Below are 17,344 nucleotides of genomic sequence, written 5' to 3'. Positions count from 1 at the left end.
GTGTTAGCATGTAAAATCAATGCAATATAATTGTAATATAAGAATTCTAAAATATGATAAAATAAAATACTGATAATCAATACTTTATTTTATTGTTTTACAATGAAAATATCATATTTGTAAAATATAATAATTTGATTTTTATTAAGTTAAGTCAAATAATCCAGTATTAAAGTTTATTATTCATCATTAAATCTTTTAAAAAATAAAATTGAATAATTTTATTATAAAATATTATCCTTAAACAAAATAAACCAACATTTATCGGATTAAAGTAGACATTAGTTATAGAATTAATTAATTTACATGAAAAGTTGTGAAACAAATTCTGTTTTTATACGATATATTATTTTTACATTTGTAATGAAAAAATAAATTTAGATATGCTTGTAGTTTCTTATATTCAAGAAAACAAAGAGAAAGTTATTGAAGGATTACAAAAACGTAACTTTAAAAACTTAGCTATTGTTGACGAAGTGTTAAATGTTGACGAACTTCGTCGTAAAACACAATTTGAATTAGATAATATATTAGCAGAATCCAATAAGTTAGCGAAAGAAGTCGGTAATTTATTTAAGCAAGGTAAAGCGGAGGAAGCAAATGTATTAAAAGAAAAATCGGTTGAATTAAAAGCTTCATCCAAAGAACTACAAGATGCATTATCGCAACACGAGGAAGCTTTAAAAGGTTTATTGTATCAAATTCCTAACATACCTCACGAAAGTGTAAAAGCTGGAAAAGACGCTGATGATAATGAAACAATTTTTGAGCATGGAGTAGCAACTCCAAAACCAGAGAACTTACCTCACTGGGAAATCGCTAAAAAATATGATTTGATTGATTTTGAATTAGGTGTAAAAATTACTGGTGCTGGTTTTCCTGTTTATAAAGGAAAAGGTGCTCGTTTACAACGTGCCTTAACTCAGTTCTTTTTAGATTACAATGCAGATGCTGGTTATGAGGAAGTGGTTCCTCCATTCGTAGTAAATGAAGCTTCTGGATATGGAACAGGACAATTACCAGACAAAGAAGGTCAAATGTACTACATCAACGAAGATGATTTATATTTAATCCCAACGGCTGAGGTCCCTGTAACAAATATCTATCGTGATGTGATTGTAAAAGCAGACGAATTACCTATTACAAATACAGCATATTCACCATGTTTCCGTCGTGAGGCTGGATCTTATGGTAAAGATGTACGTGGATTAAACCGTTTACATCAATTTGAGAAAGTAGAAATTATTCGTATTGAAAAACCAGAAAATTCATACCAAGCTTTAGAAGGAATGGTTGAACATGTAAAAGGTTTATTAGAAAAATTAGAATTACCATACCGCATCTTACGTTTATGTGGTGGTGATACTGGTTTCACATCAGCTTTAACATACGATTTCGAAGTTTTCTCTGAAGCTCAAGAAAAATGGCTAGAAGTTTCTTCTGTATCAAACTTTGAGACATTCCAAGCGAATCGTTTAAAATTACGTTACAAAGACGAAAACGGAACGCAATTAGCGCACACATTAAACGGTTCAGCATTAGCTTTACCTCGTATTCTAGCGTCTATTTTAGAGAACCACCAACAAGCAGACGGATCTATTGTTATCCCAGAAGCTTTACGTCCTTACACTCGTTTCGACGTGATCAACTAAGAAATAAATTTCTTTATATAACATCAAAAGCCACTCGATTGAGTGGCTTTTCTTATTTTATGTTGATAAGAGTATTAAACTCCCATTGCTTTCAATTCTTTTGATAAACTTTCTTCCCAATTTGGGATTTCAATTTGATACGTTTCCTTAATTTTTGATTTATCCAATAAGCTATACGCTGGACGTTTTGCAGGAGTTGGATAGGACGTTGTAGGAATAGGATTGATTATGATTGATGAATTAGTTAACGCTTTGATTTTAGAAGCAAATTCGAACCAAGAGCATTTTCCTTCATTCGAATAATTATAGATTCCATAAACCAGGTTATCTTTTGATAACATCTGTGCAATTGCATCTGCTAAATCAACTGCATTCGTAGGGGAACCAATTTGATCATCAATAACACCAATTTCTTCTTTCTCCTTGAACAACCATAGCATCGTTTTAACGAAGTTTTTACCATATTTCGAGTAAACCCAAGCCGTACGAATAATAATTGTTTGTGGATTGATAGAAAGTGCTAAATATTCACCTTCTAGCTTCGTTTGTCCATATACTCCAATTGGATTAGTTGGATCAGCTTCTAAACGTGGTGTAGAAATAGTTCCGTCAAAAACATAATCAGTAGAAATATGAATAAAAGGTATATTCTTATTGGCTGTAATTTCTGCTAAATATTGAGTCGCTGTTGCGTTAATTAGCCGTGCATTTGCTATATCTGATTCAGCTAAATCTACTGCCGTATAAGCCGCACAATTTACAACTGCATCAAATACATTATTTTCAAAATAGTTTTTAACTAACTCTTGGTTCGTAATGTCCAATTCATTTCGAGAAACAAATACAAATTCTAATTCTTTATAATTTGTACTAATTTCATGTATAGCTTGCCCCAATTGGCCATTTGCACCAGTTACTAATATTTTTTTCATCAAAGAAATTTAAAAGTTTAATTTAAAAGTTTCAAAACTTTGTGCTTCTTGATCTTTCTCTGACAAAATCATTTGATCTACAGAAATTCCCCAATCAATAGCCAAGGATTCATCTAATGGAGTAACTCCATTTTCTGATGCTTTATTATATCCATTGTCACATTTATAAAAAAATGTTGCTGTGTCTGAAATTACAGAAAACCCATGTAAAAAACCACGTGGGATAAACAGCTGTCTTTTATTTTCTGCCGATAATTCTACAGCTACAGATTGACCAAAAGTTGGCGAATCTGGTCGTACATCTACTGCAACATCAATTACTGTCCCTTCTATTGCACGTACCAATTTGGCTTGAGAAAACTCCCCTGATTGCATATGCAAACCTCTAACTACTCCAAATGAAGATTTTGATTGATTATCTTGAACAAAGGTAGGCTTGTAACCTAGAATTTGTTCCATTTTATGCTCATTGTAAGATTCAAAAAAATATCCTCTCTCATCTTCAAAAACGGTTGGTTCTAAAATAAAACAACCTTTTAATTTCGTCTCTATTGCGTTCATTTTGTTGTATAAAAAAAGCCACTAAAATTAGTGGCTTAAAGATATTTATAATTCAGATTATAATCCTAATTCTTTTTTAACATCGTTGAATAAATCGTATCCACCATTTTTGTAAATAGTTACTCCAGCTGGTAATACATATTTAATTCCTTTTTTAGTTGCTGCTGCAGAAATCGCATCATTAACTCTTTTTTCGATTGGATCAAATAATGCTTTTTCTTTTGCTACCATTTCTTCTTGTGCAGCTTGGCGGTAAGCTTGGAATTTTTGTTGTAATTCTTGATCTTTCTCTTGGTATTTATTTGTTGTAATAATTTTTTGAGATTCCTCAGGAGATTTACCTGCTAATTGCTTCTGAACACTTTCCATGAAAGTTTTATATTCAGCTTCCATTGTTGCAATTTTAGTTTGGTGCCCTTTACCCATTGTTTCTAAATCAGCTTCTGCTTTTTTATAAGCTGGCATAGCTTCTAAAACTGCTTGTGTATCGATGTGAGCGATATCTTGCGCGAAAGTAATAACACTTCCGATAACCATCATTGCTAAAAATGCTATTGATTTAAATTGTTTCATTTCTGTTATGTTTAGTTTAATTTAATTATTTCTTCGAAGTTCTATTTGTTGTATTTACTTTAGAACCAGAATTACTTTTATTATTATTGTTATTATTTGATGTTCCTTTTTGGTTTGTTTTCGAGTTTTTTTCATCAGGAGATAATACATTTAATACTTCTCTACTAATGTCAAATTTTGGATCAGTATATATCATTATCAAATCCGAACCTTTATCGAATACAAAACTGTAACCTCTTTTATCCGCTACTTGTTTTGTAGCATTATAAATTTGATCTTGAATGGGCTTAACTAAAGCTCTTCTTAAAAATACTAAATCTCCCGAAGGACCATATCTCTTTTCTTGAAGCTCTTTAATAGCTGCTAATTCTTCTGCTATTTTCTTTTCTTGCTCTTTTACTTGATCGGCAGTTAAAAGAATTTTTTCAGCTTCAAAAGCATTTTGAACTTTGTTTAAGTTTTCTTGTCTCACTTCCAGCTCTTTTTGCCAAGCTTCTGTTTGAGTTTTTAATCTTGATTGAGACTTTGTATACTCTGGTAAATTTTCCAAAATATATTGAGAATCTACGTAACAAAACTTTTGTGCCGAAACTGAGTTAAATAACCCAAAGAATACAACTATAAAGCTAATCCATTTTTTCATATTCAAGGTGTGTTAATTCTAAAACTATGCCAAATAATTTGGTAACGCTAATGTAATAAATTTAGAATTGTTGTCCAATAATAAAATGCGTTTGCCATCCAGAACGCTCTGTTTGTCCAAATCCTTTATCAAATCCGTATCCGAAATCAAATCCTAATAATCCAAATGCTGCCATATAAATACGTACACCTGCACCTACAGATCGCTTTAACTCAAATGGTTTGTAATCTCTTGTACTTTCCCAAACATTTCCACCTTCGGCGAAAGTTAAACCATAAATTTTAGCTTGTTGGCTCATAGTAATTGGGTAACGTAGCTCTAAAGAGAATTTATTATATATAGTTCCTCCTCCTGTAGGTGTCAAATCTCCGACTTGTCCTCCTCCTGTTGATGAATCTTCGTATCCTCTTAATGCAACAATCTCACGACCATCAAATCTAGATTGAGATAATCCAGTTCCTCCAAGATAAAAACGCTCGAATGGAATTGTTCCTACTTTACGATTATAATTACCTAAAGCTCCAAATTCACCACCAATTCTTAAAACTAGTTTACCTGCTATTTGTTTATACCAATATGCTCTAGCTTTAATTTTATAGTATTCTAACCACTCAAATTTCTCTGTATCAGACATTGTAGCATAATCTTTATTTTTTCCTAATAAAGAATATGGTAATGTTGCTGTAGCAGAAATACTCATTTCTGATCCATCTTCTGGGAAAATTGGATCTGGACCGGCAGAATTTCTAGTTAATCCTAAAGTATAATTAACATTATTTGATGATCCATTTTCATAATTTAAATTACCTACCGTTAAATTATAATTGTCAAAATTATAGCGTTGGAAAGCGATAGAGTGTGATAAACGGAAATAATCATCTGGCCAAGTTAATAACTTAGTTAATCCTACAGTTGCTCCAATGATATCTAAATTAGCTTTTTCACCCCATTGGTCAGTATAACCATATTGTGAGAAATAGAAAGATGTAGATAATGCAGTTGGACGTTTTCCTCCTATCCAAGGTTCTGTAAACGATAAACTGTAATTTTTATAACCATTACCTGCTTGTGCACGAACGGATAAAGACTGTCCATCTCCCATAGGAACAGGTTTCCAAGCTTCTCCTCTAAATAAATTTCCTATAGAAAAGTTACCAAATGTAAGTCCTAAAGTACCAATAAAAGTTCCTGCACCGTAACCTCCTTGTAATTCTACTTGTGATGAAGATTTTGGAGCAACTCTCCATTCAATATCTACAGTATTATTTTCTGGATTTGGTTGAATATCTGGCGAAATCTGCGTTGGCTCTAAATATCCTAAAGAGGCTAATTCCATCAACGTACGACGTATCTCAGTTTTTGAAAATAAATCTCCTGGCTTTGTTCTTAGCTCACGATATAAAATATGATCATGTGCTTCAGAGTTTCCTAAAATTGTTACTTTATTTAAAGTTGCTTGTGTTCCTTCATAAATCTTGATTTCCAAATCTATGGTATCATTTTTTACATTTTTTTCCACAGGGAAAACACGTGCAAATAAATATCCATTATTCATATATAATGTTTGGATATCATCATCTTTATCTGAACCTGAAATCTTTTTATTAATACCTACGGCATCATAACGATCTCCTGACTTGTAAGAAAATACTCGTTTTAATTGCTCTGATGTATAAATTGAATTTCCTGAAAAAGTAACCTCACCTAAGTAGTATGGCTTACCTTCTTCTAGGTTAATTTTTACAACTAAATTTTTAGGATCCACTTGCATAATTGTATCTGAAACAATTTTTGCATCACGAAAACCTACAGATTTGTATTCATTTACAACGTTTTGTAAATCTGTTTGATACTTATCAGGAATCATTTTCGATGATTTGAAAATATTGATTGATTTCTGTTTTGTATCCTTCATCGATTTACGTAATCGTTTACTAGACAAGTCTTTATTCCCTTCGAAAACTATACTTTTAATCTTTACACGCTCACCTTTGTCAACATTTAAAACTAAGTTTTCTTGATCTTTTGATCCTTCTACTAAATTATGTTGTACATTAATTGTTGAGTTTGGAAATCCTTTTTGTGTATAGTATTCTTGAATTTTATTTTTTGTAGAATTCAATAAATTATTCGTGATTTTAACACCAGGATTTAATTTATTATCTTTAATGATATCTTCTCGTTGAGATTTTTTAATACCATTAATTTTAATATCAGCTAATTCTGGTACCGAAACCAACTCTAGAGTAAGAATTACATTACTCCCGTTTATTTCTTTGATATAAATATCTATATCAGAAAACATTTTTGAACGCCATAATTTCTTTACTGCGTTGTTTACCTTAGTACCAGGCAATTCAATTTCTTCTCCAATAGAGAAACCAGCATAACGAATTATCTGATTTTTTGAGAATTTAATGTCTCCTACAATTTCAATATCTTGTAGAATAAACATTCTTGGATCCATGTAATCCACCTCATAATTCTCTTGTTGTGCTGAAACAACATTCTGTATTGAATCTACTTGCGCATTAGCAATGTAGGCTCCAAACATACACATTGTCCAAATAATTTTCTTCATAATCCCTCTATTTCCAGTTCGATCAGTTCGTTAATTGTTCACTTATTTTACCAAAACGGCGTTCTCTTCTTTGATAACACAATATTGCTTCATAAAATGAATCATGTGTAAAATCTGGCCAAAGTACAGGTGTAAAATACAGCTCTGCATAGGCAATTTGCCAAAGTAAGAAATTGCTAATACGTGTTTCTCCACTGGTACGAATCATCAGATCGACCATAGGCATATTATGGGTATATAAGTTATTGTTTACAAGTTCTTCAGTAATATCATCTTCAATGATTTTACCTTCTTTATATTGGTTAGCAATTGTTTTTATTGCACCGATAATTTCCTCTTTTGAACCATAGCTAAGCGCTAATGTCAAAACAGAACCTGTGTTATTTTTAGTAAGTTCTATAGCTTTTTGTAAATCTTTACGAGCTGACGAAGGTAATTTCGTTAAATCTCCGATAATATTTAAACGTATGTTATTGCTATGAAGTTCTTTAATTTCCTTATTAATAGCATTACTTAATAAGGTCATTAAAAATGCTACTTCTAATTTTGGGCGATTCCAATTTTCTGTAGAAAACGCATAAAGTGTTAAATATTTGATACCTAACTCTCTGCAACACTCAATAGATGCTCTCACCGCTTTCAGTGCATTTTTATGCCCAAAAGTTCTTTCTTTCCCATTTAATTTCGCCCAACGTCCATTACCATCCATGATGATTGCAACGTGCTGAGGTAATTTATTTCTATCTATTTGATCTATTAAACTGATCTCCATTTTATATTAATTGCAATAACATGCTGGTCGTCCAAAACTATAAGTAAGAGATAGACCAGTTTGAACATACCAGTCGTTATTACTCTTATTTCCAAAATTCTTATCTAGAATTTGTGCATTAATTTTTGGATCAATTTTTCCCGCGTCCATTAATTCGGTTGTAATACCTGCTGTATTGTAATCCAAGAAATCCTGATTTGTATATCTAAATCCAGTTTCAAAGGCTAATACCCAAGCATAATTAAATCTTATTTTATATCCAACTCCAAATGGGAATGTAATTTTGTTTTCCTTTAGTGATTCATGAAATACTTTCCCTGTTTTTTGATCATAATCATAAATTCTATTTTTGGCATTAAAAATTGCTCCACCAAAGAAAATATATGGTGAATGAGCAAATTCTTGAGCCTCATTTATATCATTAAAATTATATTCAAATAATAGAGCCCCTTCTTTAATATCATTCGTAAAACTCTTATTACGATCAATTTTATATTGTTCTCCTGAGTTAAAATCTCCTGCTCCAACATGTGAATAAGAAAGATTTACTCTGAAACCCATATGTGGATTAATATTAAAACGGTAAAGACCTCCTATTGAGATGGGTAAAACTATTTTACCTCCTTGTTCTAATCTTGTAGGAAATGGATTAATATAATAACTACTTCCTATGTCTCCTATCACATTTGCTCCTCCAGCAAAAATTCCGATTTCATGTCTTTGGGCAAAAATGCTTGATGAAAAGCAGATGACAAAGATGAATAATAAAATTTTTCTCATGTATTAATTTTACGGCTTTTGCTAAATATTTCGAACAAATATAAACAAAAGTCAATTCAAGATAACTGATTTAACAAAAATTAAGAAGATTTATTGTAATATTAATTTCTTTTATCTGACCCCCACAACATTTTATCTCTCAAAGTAGTAAAATAACTTGCGTCATTTGCTTCTACTATATTGATTTTAAATTCTGCTTTAGAAATTCTTAACTCAACGTCTGTTGTTAAAGCTAAATTTCTTGAATCTAAGGATAAAAAATATTCATTTGCTCTACTTCTTATCTTTAAATCTATGCATGAATTTTCTGATACAATAAGAGGTCTAACATTTAAATTATGAGGTGCAACAGGTGTTATAATGAAGTTTTGGTTAGAAGGATGAACAATAGGACCTCCACAGCTTAAGTTATAACCAGTAGATCCTGTAGGTGTGGAAATAATTAAACCATCTGACCAAAATGAGTTTAGAAATTCTCCATCTAGATAAGTATCAATAGTAATCATAGATGTTGTTTCTCGGCGTGTAACGGTAATTTCATTAATCGCATAATTATCTTTTATTTCTACTCCATCATTTCTTTCAATCTTTAATAATGATCGAGGTATAATATGGTAATTACCATTAAAGAAATTCTCTAATTGTTCCAATAATACACTTTTATTGATTGTAGCTAAAAATCCTAATCGTCCTGTATTAACACCAACAATTGGAATTTGCGAATCTTTGACGATTGTAGCAGCAGATAATATTGTTCCATCGCCTCCAAAAGTGAAAAATAATTTTACTGTTTTATCTAAATCTTCGTAAGAAGTAAAGGTTTCAACATTTGTAAGATTAACATCTGTAAGCACAGATATTGTTTGTAAAAATTTTTCTTCTATACAATAATTTACTTTATGTGAAGATAAAAAATTTAAAAAAGGTGTTATAACGTCTTCTAAAGAAGTGCTTGTTTTTTGACCAAAAAGAGCAACTTTAACCATTTCTATGTATTCATGTATTTTAAAAGTTGTGCATATCTATTTTGCAACAACTCTTGTTTTTCATCATTATAAAATTTCTGAATCACTTGATAACCATATCTTTCAAAAGTTTCTCCTATAGATAATAAATTCGAAGAACTAAATCTAACTAAAACATTGGTTCTGTCTTCAACCTCATCTATAATCATCAATCCGAAGACTTTTCCATTATTTGCTTCTACAATATTTGTAATGGCACTCATAGACAACTCTTTTGTCGCAGTGGATACCACCATAGAAACTGCAATTTCTGATATAAAAGGAAAATTAGTCATAGCTTCTATGAGAGATTGGGCTGTTACACAACCTATATACTTTGAATCTGGAGTAATAACTGGTAATATATTGGTGTGATTCATGTACATTAATTGGAAAGCTTCAAAAATGGTGTGATCTTCTGACAAGAAAAAGGATTCAGTATAATCATAAAATTTCACTTCAGATTGTTCTAACGTAGAAAGTTCAATTAAATCTTCCTCTGCTATATTTCCTATAAATGTAAGACCACTAAACATAGGAATATGAGTTAATTTCATCTCCTGAACCATTTTTAATAAATGTTGTGGGGAATAATTAACTTTACCTGGGATAATATCTTTAGATAGGTAAGCTGTAACGTACATGCTGCAAATTTAAAATTTTTAACTAGATATCTCTTATTATATAGTATACCTTTTGATATTTAACAAAAATTTGTAGATATGTTAAAAATCTGGTTTATAACCCCATAAACAAATAATAAGCCATTCTCTAAATCCATTAAAAACAAATAAAAGTGGTGCATTTATTGTATATTGAAGGTATAATTAACGTTCAGTAACTTAGACTAAAAGTATTTTCGTAATTTTGCTGAACAGAATTAAGTTTTTTAATGAAGAATCCACTATTTTACGCGAAAATATTATTATTTGGTGAGTACGGAATTATCGAGAACTCAAAAGGCTTAACGATACCTTATAATTTTTATCAAGGTGCACTGAAATTTGAATTAACTCCAGAATCAGCTTCATCTAACGAGAGTTTGCGTAAATACGCACAATTTTTATCAGAAAATTTCTCAGATCAATTTAATACTGAATCTTTTATTGAAGATGTTAAGAACGGAATGTATTTCGATTCTAATATTCCTCAAGGTTATGGTGTAGGTAGTTCGGGTGCATTAGTAGCTGCTATCTATAACAAATACTCAAAAGATAAAATTGATATTCAAGCAGATCTAACAAAAGATAAAATAGCTGAATTAAAATTAATTTTCGGGAAAATGGAATCTTATTTTCATGGTAAATCTTCTGGTATAGATCCACTAATTTGCTACATGAATATTCCTTTACTAATTCAATCCAAAGATGATATCTCTACTGTTGGTTTACCTGCTGCTTCTATAGATGGAAAAGGTGCTGTATTTTTAATAAATTCTGGAGAACCAGGTGAAACTGCACCTATGGTACAAATATTTTTTGAAAAATTAAAAGGAGAAGGATTTCGTAAAACGTTAAAAGAAGAATTTATTAAATATAATAATGCCTGTATAGATTACTTTGTAAAAGGTGAATACAATCCTTTATTTGCAAATCTTCAGAAATTATCCTCTTGGGCTTTTGAACATTTTCGTCCAATGATCCCACAAAAGCTAGTGGATGCTTGGAAAACAGGAATAGATACAGATACTTATTATCTAAAACTTTGTGGCTCTGGCGGAGGTGGATATGTACTAGGATTTACACAAGATTATGAAAAAGCTAAAACACATTTAAAAGATTTCAATACAGAAGTTATTTATCGTTTCTAATCTTATACATTATTATCTATGACTCTACAGAAGATAATCATTAAACTATTTGCTTTATTTTCTGTTGTACGAGGATACAATTTAATTATTTTGATGCTTGCACAGTATTTAGCATCACTCTTTATTTTTGCATCTCACGACAATCATCTTAGTATATTAACTAATCCTAAGATCAACGGGATTATACTAACCTCTATTCTCTGTGTAGCAGCAGGGTATATTATTAATAATTTTTACGATTTAGAAAAAGATCTAATTAAGCGACCTATGCAAACCTATCTGCATAGGCAAGTTTCTCAAGGCTTTAAACTCTCTGTATATATCACCCTTAATATTATATCCTTATTAATTGCTGCAACAGTTTCGTGGCGGGTATTTCTCTATTTTTTAATCTATCAAATACTCGTTTGGTTCTATAGTCATAAGATGAACAAATTTGCATTGATTAAAAACATCTACTTAGTTATATTAAGAGTATTGCCATTTTTTGCTTTACTAATATATTTTGATAATTTTGATTACACACTTTTCTTACATGCTGCTTTCCTTACTATTCTACTTTTAATAACAGATATTGTAAAGGACTTATCTTCTATAAGAGTGGATTTAATTTATAATTACAACTCAATTCCAATAAAGTATGGTACAACATTCACCAAAAAGATACTCTACATTTTAATTTTAATGGATATTTTATTGAGTTTCTATCTTATTAATAACCATGAAATTGGTCAAATGAAATATTTTTTCATTTTTGGAATTTTATGTTTTATAGTGAATGGAATCCTGATATATAAAGGACGCACTGAGCAAGAATATAAAATTCTGCATTACTTTTTTAAAGGAATGATTGTTGTAGGAGTTTTTAGTATCGCATTTATCGAAATAAATCCCTTAAATTTGCAAACTATTGCGCAGAATTTAGGGAGCGCATCAATTAATATATCATGAATAACAGACGAAATCAATCCAACAACAAAAATTCCCAGGGCGGGAATAATCGTGGAAAAGGAGGAAGTACATCTTCTTCTTCATCTAGACCTACCGGAGGAAAAGGAAAACCAAGTTTTGGAGCTAAAAAAACTGAAGGTGGGAGACCAGCTTTTGGTGGAGGTAGCAGAACAGAAGGAGGTAAACCAAGCTTTGGAGCTAAAAAAACTGAAGGCGGGAGACCAAGCTTTGGTGGAGGTAGTAGACCAGAAGGAGGAAAAAGTTTTGGAGCAAACAAACCAAGCAACAAATTTGGTCAGAAGCCTTTCGTAAAAAGGCTTAAGGCTGCACCTGTTGATGATGGGACTATTCGTTTAAATAAATATGTAGCGAATGCAGGGATTGCATCCAGAAGAGAGGCCGACGAACTGATCAAAACTGGAATCGTTACAGTGAATGGTCAAGTTATCTCAGAAATGGGTTATAAAGTTCAACCAGGAGACGAAGTTCGTTTCGATGGAAAAAGAATCTCTTCAGAAAAGAATGTTTACTTTTTATTAAATAAGCCAAAAGGATTCATTACAACTTCTAAAGATGAGAAAGATCGCTCTACAGTAATGGATTTAATGCGTCCTGCTACAACAGCACGTATTTTCCCAGTAGGACGTTTAGACCGTCAAACAACAGGAGTTCTTTTATTTACTAACGATGGTTACTTAACTAAAAAATTAACTCACCCAAGTCACGACGTTAAAAAAATCTATCATGTTACGTTAGATAAAAAATTAACAGCAAATGATTTGGCTGAAATTAAGAAAGGTATCCGTTTAATTCCAGAAGGAATTGCAATTGTAGATAACATTTCTTACATCGAAAAACGTCCTAAAAACGAAGTCGGAATTGAAATCCACATTGGATGGAACCGCGTTGTACGTCGTATCTTCGAGAAATTAGATTATAAAGTTGAAGCTTTAGATCGTGTATCTTTTGCTGGATTAACTAAGAAAACAGTTGGACGTGGAGATTTCCGCCCTTTAACTGAAATGGAAGTTAACTTCTTAAAAATGATGTAATCATCTTTTTGATTCAAAATATAAAGCCTCGCATTGCGAGGCTTTTTTTATTAAAATAAAAAGCGACTACAAAAGTAGCCGCTTTTAAAATTTTCAGAAATTATTTTTTCTTCTTCGCTTCAGTCGAAGTTTCTTTTCCTTTGTTTTTTACGTATTTTTCTAACCATTGGTCCTGCTCCCATAACATATGCATAATGTTTTCGCGTGATGCATATCCATGCGATTCTTTTGGTAATAACACTAAACGTGTTGTAGCTCCTAAACCTTTTAAGGCATTAAAGTAACGCTCTGATTGCATTGGGAAAGTTCCTGTATTGTTATCCGCATCTCCGTGTATTAATAACAATGGTGTTTTCATTTTCTCTGCATTCATAAAAGGCGACATCGTATTGTACACTTCTGGCGCTTCCCAGTAGTTACGCTGTTCTGATTGGAATCCGAATGGTGTTAATGTACGGTTATAAGCTCCTGAACGTGCAATACCAGCTGCGAATAAATTAGAATGTGATAATAAGTTAGCTGTCATAAACGCTCCATACGAGTGTCCTCCTACTGCTACTCTTTCACGATCAATAAATCCTAATGCATCAACTGCATCAATCGCTGCTTTTGCATTGGCTACTAATTGAGGGACAAATGTATCATTTGGTTCGGCTTTACCTTCTCCAATAATTGGGAAAGCAGCATCATCTAATACGGCATATCCTCTCAAGGCCCAATATACTGGACCACCATAAGATGGCGAAGTAAATTTATTTTCTGAAGTTGTTACTTGACCTGCAGTTGCAGCATCTTTAAATTCGCGTGGGTAAGCCCACATCAACATCGGTAACTTCTCTTTTTTAGATTTATCGTAATTTGGTGGTAAATATAGTGTTCCAGATAATGATACACCATCTGCACGTTTATAGGTAATTAATTCTTTCGAAACTTTATTCATCGCTTCAAAAGGATTCTTCGTAAATGTTACTTGTTTTGGCTTTCCTCCTTTCTGGAAAATATTACGCACATACAAATTCGGATAATCTGATTTTGATTGAATTTGTTGTAAAATAAGTCCTTTCTTCGGATCAATTACACGTGCAATTGATTCCAATTGATTAGACTTTTGAGCTCTCCATAAACGAGATGTTTGTAAAGTCTTCGTATCAAAATCATCTACGAATGGAAGAATACCATCTTTGGATACTCCATCTCCAACTAACATTAATTTTCCTTTATTGATAGACAAAACGCTAAATCCATTATCATTAACTTCAGTTACAAAGCTACCCGGATTATTGTATGCGTCTTGAGAGTTACGGTTAAAGAAACGTCTAGGTTCTTCATTTGGTTTTGAAGGATTGAAGATATAAGTACTTTCAGAACGTGTATCATACCATGTATCACGAACTAAAGCAACTTCATCATTTCCCCATGTTACTCCACGATAACGATCTTTAGTTTTAACAACTAATTCTTTCTCTGCAGTAAATGGTGCCGCAACTTGATAAACTGCATCACGATATTCTGCTGGTTTATTTGCATCTCCTCCATCCAAAGCTTCTACCCAATACAACGTATTTGCTTTATCTGCTCTCCAGTAAATTCCTCTTTTCCCTGTTTTAGTTGAAGAGAATCCTTTAGGAACAACTTCTTGTAAATCTTTACGATCTATTTCCTTTACTAATTTTCCTGTAACATCATACACAGTTTCTACAGACGGAAAACTATTGTATGTCACTAAATAAGAAAAGGGTTTTTGAATTTCACTCACCAATACATATTTTCCATCTGGCGAAGCAGTAACATCTGTATACATTGCTGCATCTTTCCATTTAGATTTAGCACCAGTTTCAATATTAATTTTTACTAATTCTGATAATGCTAATTGCTCAAAATTGAATTCGTCATTTTTATTTTGTAACAAATCTTGGTAAGTTCTATTTTGTGCTTCTTTTCCATCTGCAACAGATACTGTTGGTCCAGTTGGTAAAGCTACACTCGTATCAATTAATGCTTTTCTTGATGATGGTATAACATTAACAATTACCTCATTATTTGAAAGCCAATTAAAAGGACGACCTAAATTTGCATTTAATTTATCTTCATAAACTTTTGTTGCAGACTTTGCTTTAACATCAATAATCCATAACTCTACACCTTTTTCAGTTGTATTTGTTACCGCATACTTAGTTTGTGCAGAATTCCAAGAAGCATTAGAAAAACGCCCTTTAGACGGTAAACCTGCTATCATTATTTCCTTAGAAGTCTTTAAATCGTAATAAGTAATTTTCTCTACAAAAGTTTCACGCGAGTTAATGTTCGTTATTGGATTAATACGTAATCCCGCTAAACGTAACTCGGTTTCTGATAATTCGTTTAATGTTTTATAACGACTTCTATATGACAAAAAAGCGTTTTCAGCTTTACGATCAGTAGAGATTGAAGGTGGCATATCAGCATCTGCTAATTGCAAAATTTCTTGTGGCGGATTTTGAAATGTAATGTTTTCTTGAGCATTTAACGAGCCTAAAGACATCGCTAAAAACATCAGAGAATAAATAATTCTTTTCATGTGTTTTTTCTTATAGTAGTTAAATATATAAATTTTATAAATGACGAACTAATAAGCACATATATAAAATAAAAAGCGATTAATTATGAATCGCTTTTTATTTTATTTCCTTTTACTAAATTTCCCTCCTTTCGACGTAGTGGGTGGTTTACTTTTACCAATACGCGCTTGATTTGTACTTTTTGGTTTATTCGTTTTTTTCTTTTGTGCTGAACGACCTTTATCATCTTTAAAATTAGGCGATAAATCTGCTGTATTTTTTGCTGGAGATTTCTTTGGTTTATTCGATGGTTTCTTTTCAGCAGTTTTTTCAGAATCTGCAGTCAAACGATTTAATTCAGCTAATTCTTCAGGAGTTAAATCACGAAATTGACCAATCGGAACATTCAACGTTAAATTCATAATACGTACACGTTCCAATTTCTTTACCGTATAACCAAAATATTCACACATACGACGAATCTGACGATTTAAACCTTGAATCAACGTAATCTTAAAAACATTTGTACTCACTTTTTCAATCTTACACTTCTTAGTCACTTGATTTAAGATTGGAACACCTTTCGACATTCGTTCGCAAAATTCATCAGTAATTGGTTTATTTACTGTAACAACATATTCTTTCTCATGATTATTACCAGCACGTAGAATCTTATTCACAATATCGCCATCACTTGTTAATAGGATTAAACCTGATGAATCTTTATCTAAACGACCAATCGGAAAAATACGCTCACCGAACGACAAGAAATCAACAATATTATCAGGATCCGAAGAATCTGTAGTACATGTAACACCTACAGGTTTATTCAACATAATATAAGCTGCATGATCTTTCTCTCGCGGCTCTATCTCAACACCTTTCACCGTCACTACATCTCCAGGACTTACATGTTGCCCTGTTTTAGCAACGCGTCCATTAATATGTACTAAACGATTCTCTATGTATTGATCAGCTTCTCGTCTAGAACAATATCCACTATCACTAATGTATTTATTTAATCGTATGCTATTCTTCTCGTCCATGTCACAAAGATAAACCTTTCTTTAAACATAAATAAAAACACTAATGCGTTAACAATCCAACTTTAATTATATTTACATATCCATAAAAATCGAAAACGATGAAAAAAGTATTTTTTTTAAAAACGTGTGATACATGTAAAAGAATTCTGAAAGAAAATGATTTCACAGGATTTGATTTACACGAAATCAAATCAACAGCTATTGCTGAGGAAGAATTAACTGAAATGAAAGAGTTAGCAGGAAGTTATGAAGCTTTATTTTCTCGTCGTGCGCAGAATTATAAAAAATTAGGTTTAAAAGATATTGAATTGTCTGAAGATGATATTAAAAATTACATCCTAACTGATTATACTTTTTTAAAGCGTCCTGTTGTAGTTGATAATGACATCATTTTTATTGGAAACGAAAAAAAGAATTTAGAAGCTTTAGCAGCTCATTTAACGAAATAAC

Annotated in this window: 16 protein-coding genes; 5 read left to right on the top strand and 11 right to left on the bottom strand. The window is 31.7% G+C overall.

The genetic code is table 11. The features are described 5' to 3' along the window. The first annotated feature begins 383 nt into the window (after nt 1–383). A complete protein-coding gene (gene serS, locus IM532_RS05255; RefSeq protein ID WP_194182392.1) occupies nt 384–1,652 on the top strand; it encodes a serine--tRNA ligase in 1,269 nt (422 codons plus the stop codon). Between the two features lie 74 nt (nt 1,653–1,726). Here the strand turns inward: serS and rfbD are convergent, their stop codons facing one another. From rfbD to IM532_RS05210, 9 genes are all read right to left on the bottom strand, one after another. Continuing rightward, nucleotides 1,727–2,584: a dTDP-4-dehydrorhamnose reductase gene (rfbD, locus tag IM532_RS05250; protein WP_194182391.1), complete on the bottom strand. Its 858-nt coding sequence runs from the start codon at nt 2,582–2,584 to the stop codon at nt 1,727–1,729. Nucleotides 2,585–2,593: 9 nt separating this feature from the next. Beyond that, nucleotides 2,594–3,145: a dTDP-4-dehydrorhamnose 3,5-epimerase gene (gene rfbC / locus IM532_RS05245; protein ID WP_194182390.1), complete on the bottom strand. Its 552-nt coding sequence runs from the start codon at nt 3,143–3,145 to the stop codon at nt 2,594–2,596. A gap of 57 nt (nt 3,146–3,202) precedes the next feature. Further along, the gene (locus tag IM532_RS05240) at nt 3,203–3,718 is read right to left on the bottom strand and encodes an OmpH family outer membrane protein (RefSeq protein ID WP_194182389.1); all 516 of its coding nucleotides are present in this window, start codon (nt 3,716–3,718) and stop codon (nt 3,203–3,205) included. A 25-nt stretch (nt 3,719–3,743) separates the two neighbouring features. Then, nucleotides 3,744–4,361 carry an OmpH family outer membrane protein gene (locus IM532_RS05235; RefSeq protein ID WP_194182388.1) on the bottom strand — a complete coding sequence of 206 codons (618 nt, stop codon included), beginning with the start codon at nt 4,359–4,361 and terminating at the stop codon, nt 3,744–3,746. A gap of 61 nt (nt 4,362–4,422) precedes the next feature. Next, nucleotides 4,423–6,942 (bottom strand): outer membrane protein assembly factor BamA, encoded by a 2,520-nt coding sequence (bamA, locus tag IM532_RS05230; RefSeq protein ID WP_228063668.1) that lies wholly within the window; start codon nt 6,940–6,942, stop codon nt 4,423–4,425. 22 nt (nt 6,943–6,964) lie between these two features. Next, on the bottom strand, nt 6,965–7,708 hold the full coding sequence (locus IM532_RS05225; RefSeq protein WP_194182645.1) for an isoprenyl transferase: 744 nt from the start codon (nt 7,706–7,708) through the stop codon (nt 6,965–6,967). A 12-nt stretch (nt 7,709–7,720) separates the two neighbouring features. Then, nucleotides 7,721–8,494: a type IX secretion system protein PorG gene (gene porG, locus IM532_RS05220; RefSeq protein WP_194182387.1), complete on the bottom strand. Its 774-nt coding sequence runs from the start codon at nt 8,492–8,494 to the stop codon at nt 7,721–7,723. Between the two features lie 101 nt (nt 8,495–8,595). Continuing rightward, the gene (locus IM532_RS05215) at nt 8,596–9,480 is read right to left on the bottom strand and encodes an NAD kinase (RefSeq protein ID WP_194182386.1); all 885 of its coding nucleotides are present in this window, start codon (nt 9,478–9,480) and stop codon (nt 8,596–8,598) included. A gap of 2 nt (nt 9,481–9,482) precedes the next feature. Further along, nucleotides 9,483–10,142, bottom strand: coding sequence for a CBS domain-containing protein (locus tag IM532_RS05210; RefSeq protein ID WP_194182385.1), 660 nt, complete (start codon nt 10,140–10,142; stop codon nt 9,483–9,485). 248 nt (nt 10,143–10,390) lie between these two features. Here IM532_RS05210 and IM532_RS05205 point away from each other — a divergent pair, with 248 nt between their 5' ends. Genes IM532_RS05205 through IM532_RS05195 form a run of 3 tightly spaced genes read left to right on the top strand, consistent with a single transcriptional unit; the run spans nt 10,391 to nt 13,311 of the window. Further along, complete coding sequence (locus IM532_RS05205; RefSeq protein ID WP_194182384.1) at nt 10,391–11,308, top strand: mevalonate kinase family protein; 918 nt, start codon at nt 10,391–10,393, stop codon at nt 11,306–11,308. A gap of 18 nt (nt 11,309–11,326) precedes the next feature. Continuing rightward, nucleotides 11,327–12,259, top strand: coding sequence for a geranylgeranylglycerol-phosphate geranylgeranyltransferase (locus IM532_RS05200; RefSeq protein WP_194182383.1), 933 nt, complete (start codon nt 11,327–11,329; stop codon nt 12,257–12,259). Next, complete coding sequence (locus IM532_RS05195) at nt 12,256–13,311, top strand: pseudouridine synthase (RefSeq protein WP_194182382.1); 1,056 nt, start codon at nt 12,256–12,258, stop codon at nt 13,309–13,311. Before IM532_RS05200 ends, IM532_RS05195 begins: the two co-directional genes overlap by 4 nt. Nucleotides 13,312–13,411: 100 nt before the next feature. Here the strand turns inward: IM532_RS05195 and IM532_RS05190 are convergent, their stop codons facing one another. Continuing rightward, nucleotides 13,412–15,868, bottom strand: a complete 2,457-nt coding sequence (locus tag IM532_RS05190) for an alpha/beta hydrolase family protein (protein WP_194182381.1) — start codon at nt 15,866–15,868, stop codon at nt 13,412–13,414. A 102-nt stretch (nt 15,869–15,970) separates the two neighbouring features. Further along, nucleotides 15,971–16,894: a 23S rRNA pseudouridine(2604) synthase RluF gene (gene rluF, locus IM532_RS05185; protein ID WP_194182380.1), complete on the bottom strand. Its 924-nt coding sequence runs from the start codon at nt 16,892–16,894 to the stop codon at nt 15,971–15,973. Nucleotides 16,895–16,992: 98 nt separating this feature from the next. On the opposite strand from rluF, the gene IM532_RS05180 reads away from it, so the two are divergent. Continuing rightward, on the top strand, nt 16,993–17,343 hold the full coding sequence (locus tag IM532_RS05180) for an arsenate reductase family protein (RefSeq protein ID WP_194182379.1): 351 nt from the start codon (nt 16,993–16,995) through the stop codon (nt 17,341–17,343). The last annotated feature ends 1 nt before the right edge of the window (nt 17,344 follow it).

It is taken from the genome of Faecalibacter rhinopitheci (genome assembly GCF_015234135.1).
Taxonomy (GTDB): Bacteria; Bacteroidota; Bacteroidia; order Flavobacteriales; family Weeksellaceae; genus Empedobacter; species Empedobacter rhinopitheci.
The sequence above is the reverse complement of the archived record's forward strand: the minus strand, read 5'-3'. Positions and strand labels throughout refer to the sequence as shown.

Coding starts and splice junctions, on each gene's coding strand:
- porG (WP_194182387.1), bottom strand. CDS start 8,494: ATGAGAAAAATTTTATTATTCATCTTTGTCATCTGCTTTTCATCAAGC.
- rluF (WP_194182380.1), bottom strand. CDS start 16,894: ATGGACGAGAAGAATAGCATACGATTAAATAAATACATTAGTGATAGT.
- rfbC (WP_194182390.1), bottom strand. CDS start 3,145: ATGAACGCAATAGAGACGAAATTAAAAGGTTGTTTTATTTTAGAACCA.
- IM532_RS05180 (WP_194182379.1), top strand. CDS start 16,993: ATGAAAAAAGTATTTTTTTTAAAAACGTGTGATACATGTAAAAGAATT.
- IM532_RS05190 (WP_194182381.1), bottom strand. CDS start 15,868: ATGAAAAGAATTATTTATTCTCTGATGTTTTTAGCGATGTCTTTAGGC.
- IM532_RS05240 (WP_194182389.1), bottom strand. CDS start 3,718: ATGAAACAATTTAAATCAATAGCATTTTTAGCAATGATGGTTATCGGA.
- IM532_RS05210 (WP_194182385.1), bottom strand. CDS start 10,142: ATGTACGTTACAGCTTACCTATCTAAAGATATTATCCCAGGTAAAGTT.
- IM532_RS05200 (WP_194182383.1), top strand. CDS start 11,327: ATGACTCTACAGAAGATAATCATTAAACTATTTGCTTTATTTTCTGTT.
- bamA (WP_228063668.1), bottom strand. CDS start 6,942: ATGAAGAAAATTATTTGGACAATGTGTATGTTTGGAGCCTACATTGCT.
- IM532_RS05195 (WP_194182382.1), top strand. CDS start 12,256: ATGAATAACAGACGAAATCAATCCAACAACAAAAATTCCCAGGGCGGG.
- rfbD (WP_194182391.1), bottom strand. CDS start 2,584: ATGAAAAAAATATTAGTAACTGGTGCAAATGGCCAATTGGGGCAAGCT.
- IM532_RS05235 (WP_194182388.1), bottom strand. CDS start 4,361: ATGAAAAAATGGATTAGCTTTATAGTTGTATTCTTTGGGTTATTTAAC.
- IM532_RS05215 (WP_194182386.1), bottom strand. CDS start 9,480: ATGGTTAAAGTTGCTCTTTTTGGTCAAAAAACAAGCACTTCTTTAGAA.
- IM532_RS05205 (WP_194182384.1), top strand. CDS start 10,391: ATGAAGAATCCACTATTTTACGCGAAAATATTATTATTTGGTGAGTAC.
- serS (WP_194182392.1), top strand. CDS start 384: ATGCTTGTAGTTTCTTATATTCAAGAAAACAAAGAGAAAGTTATTGAA.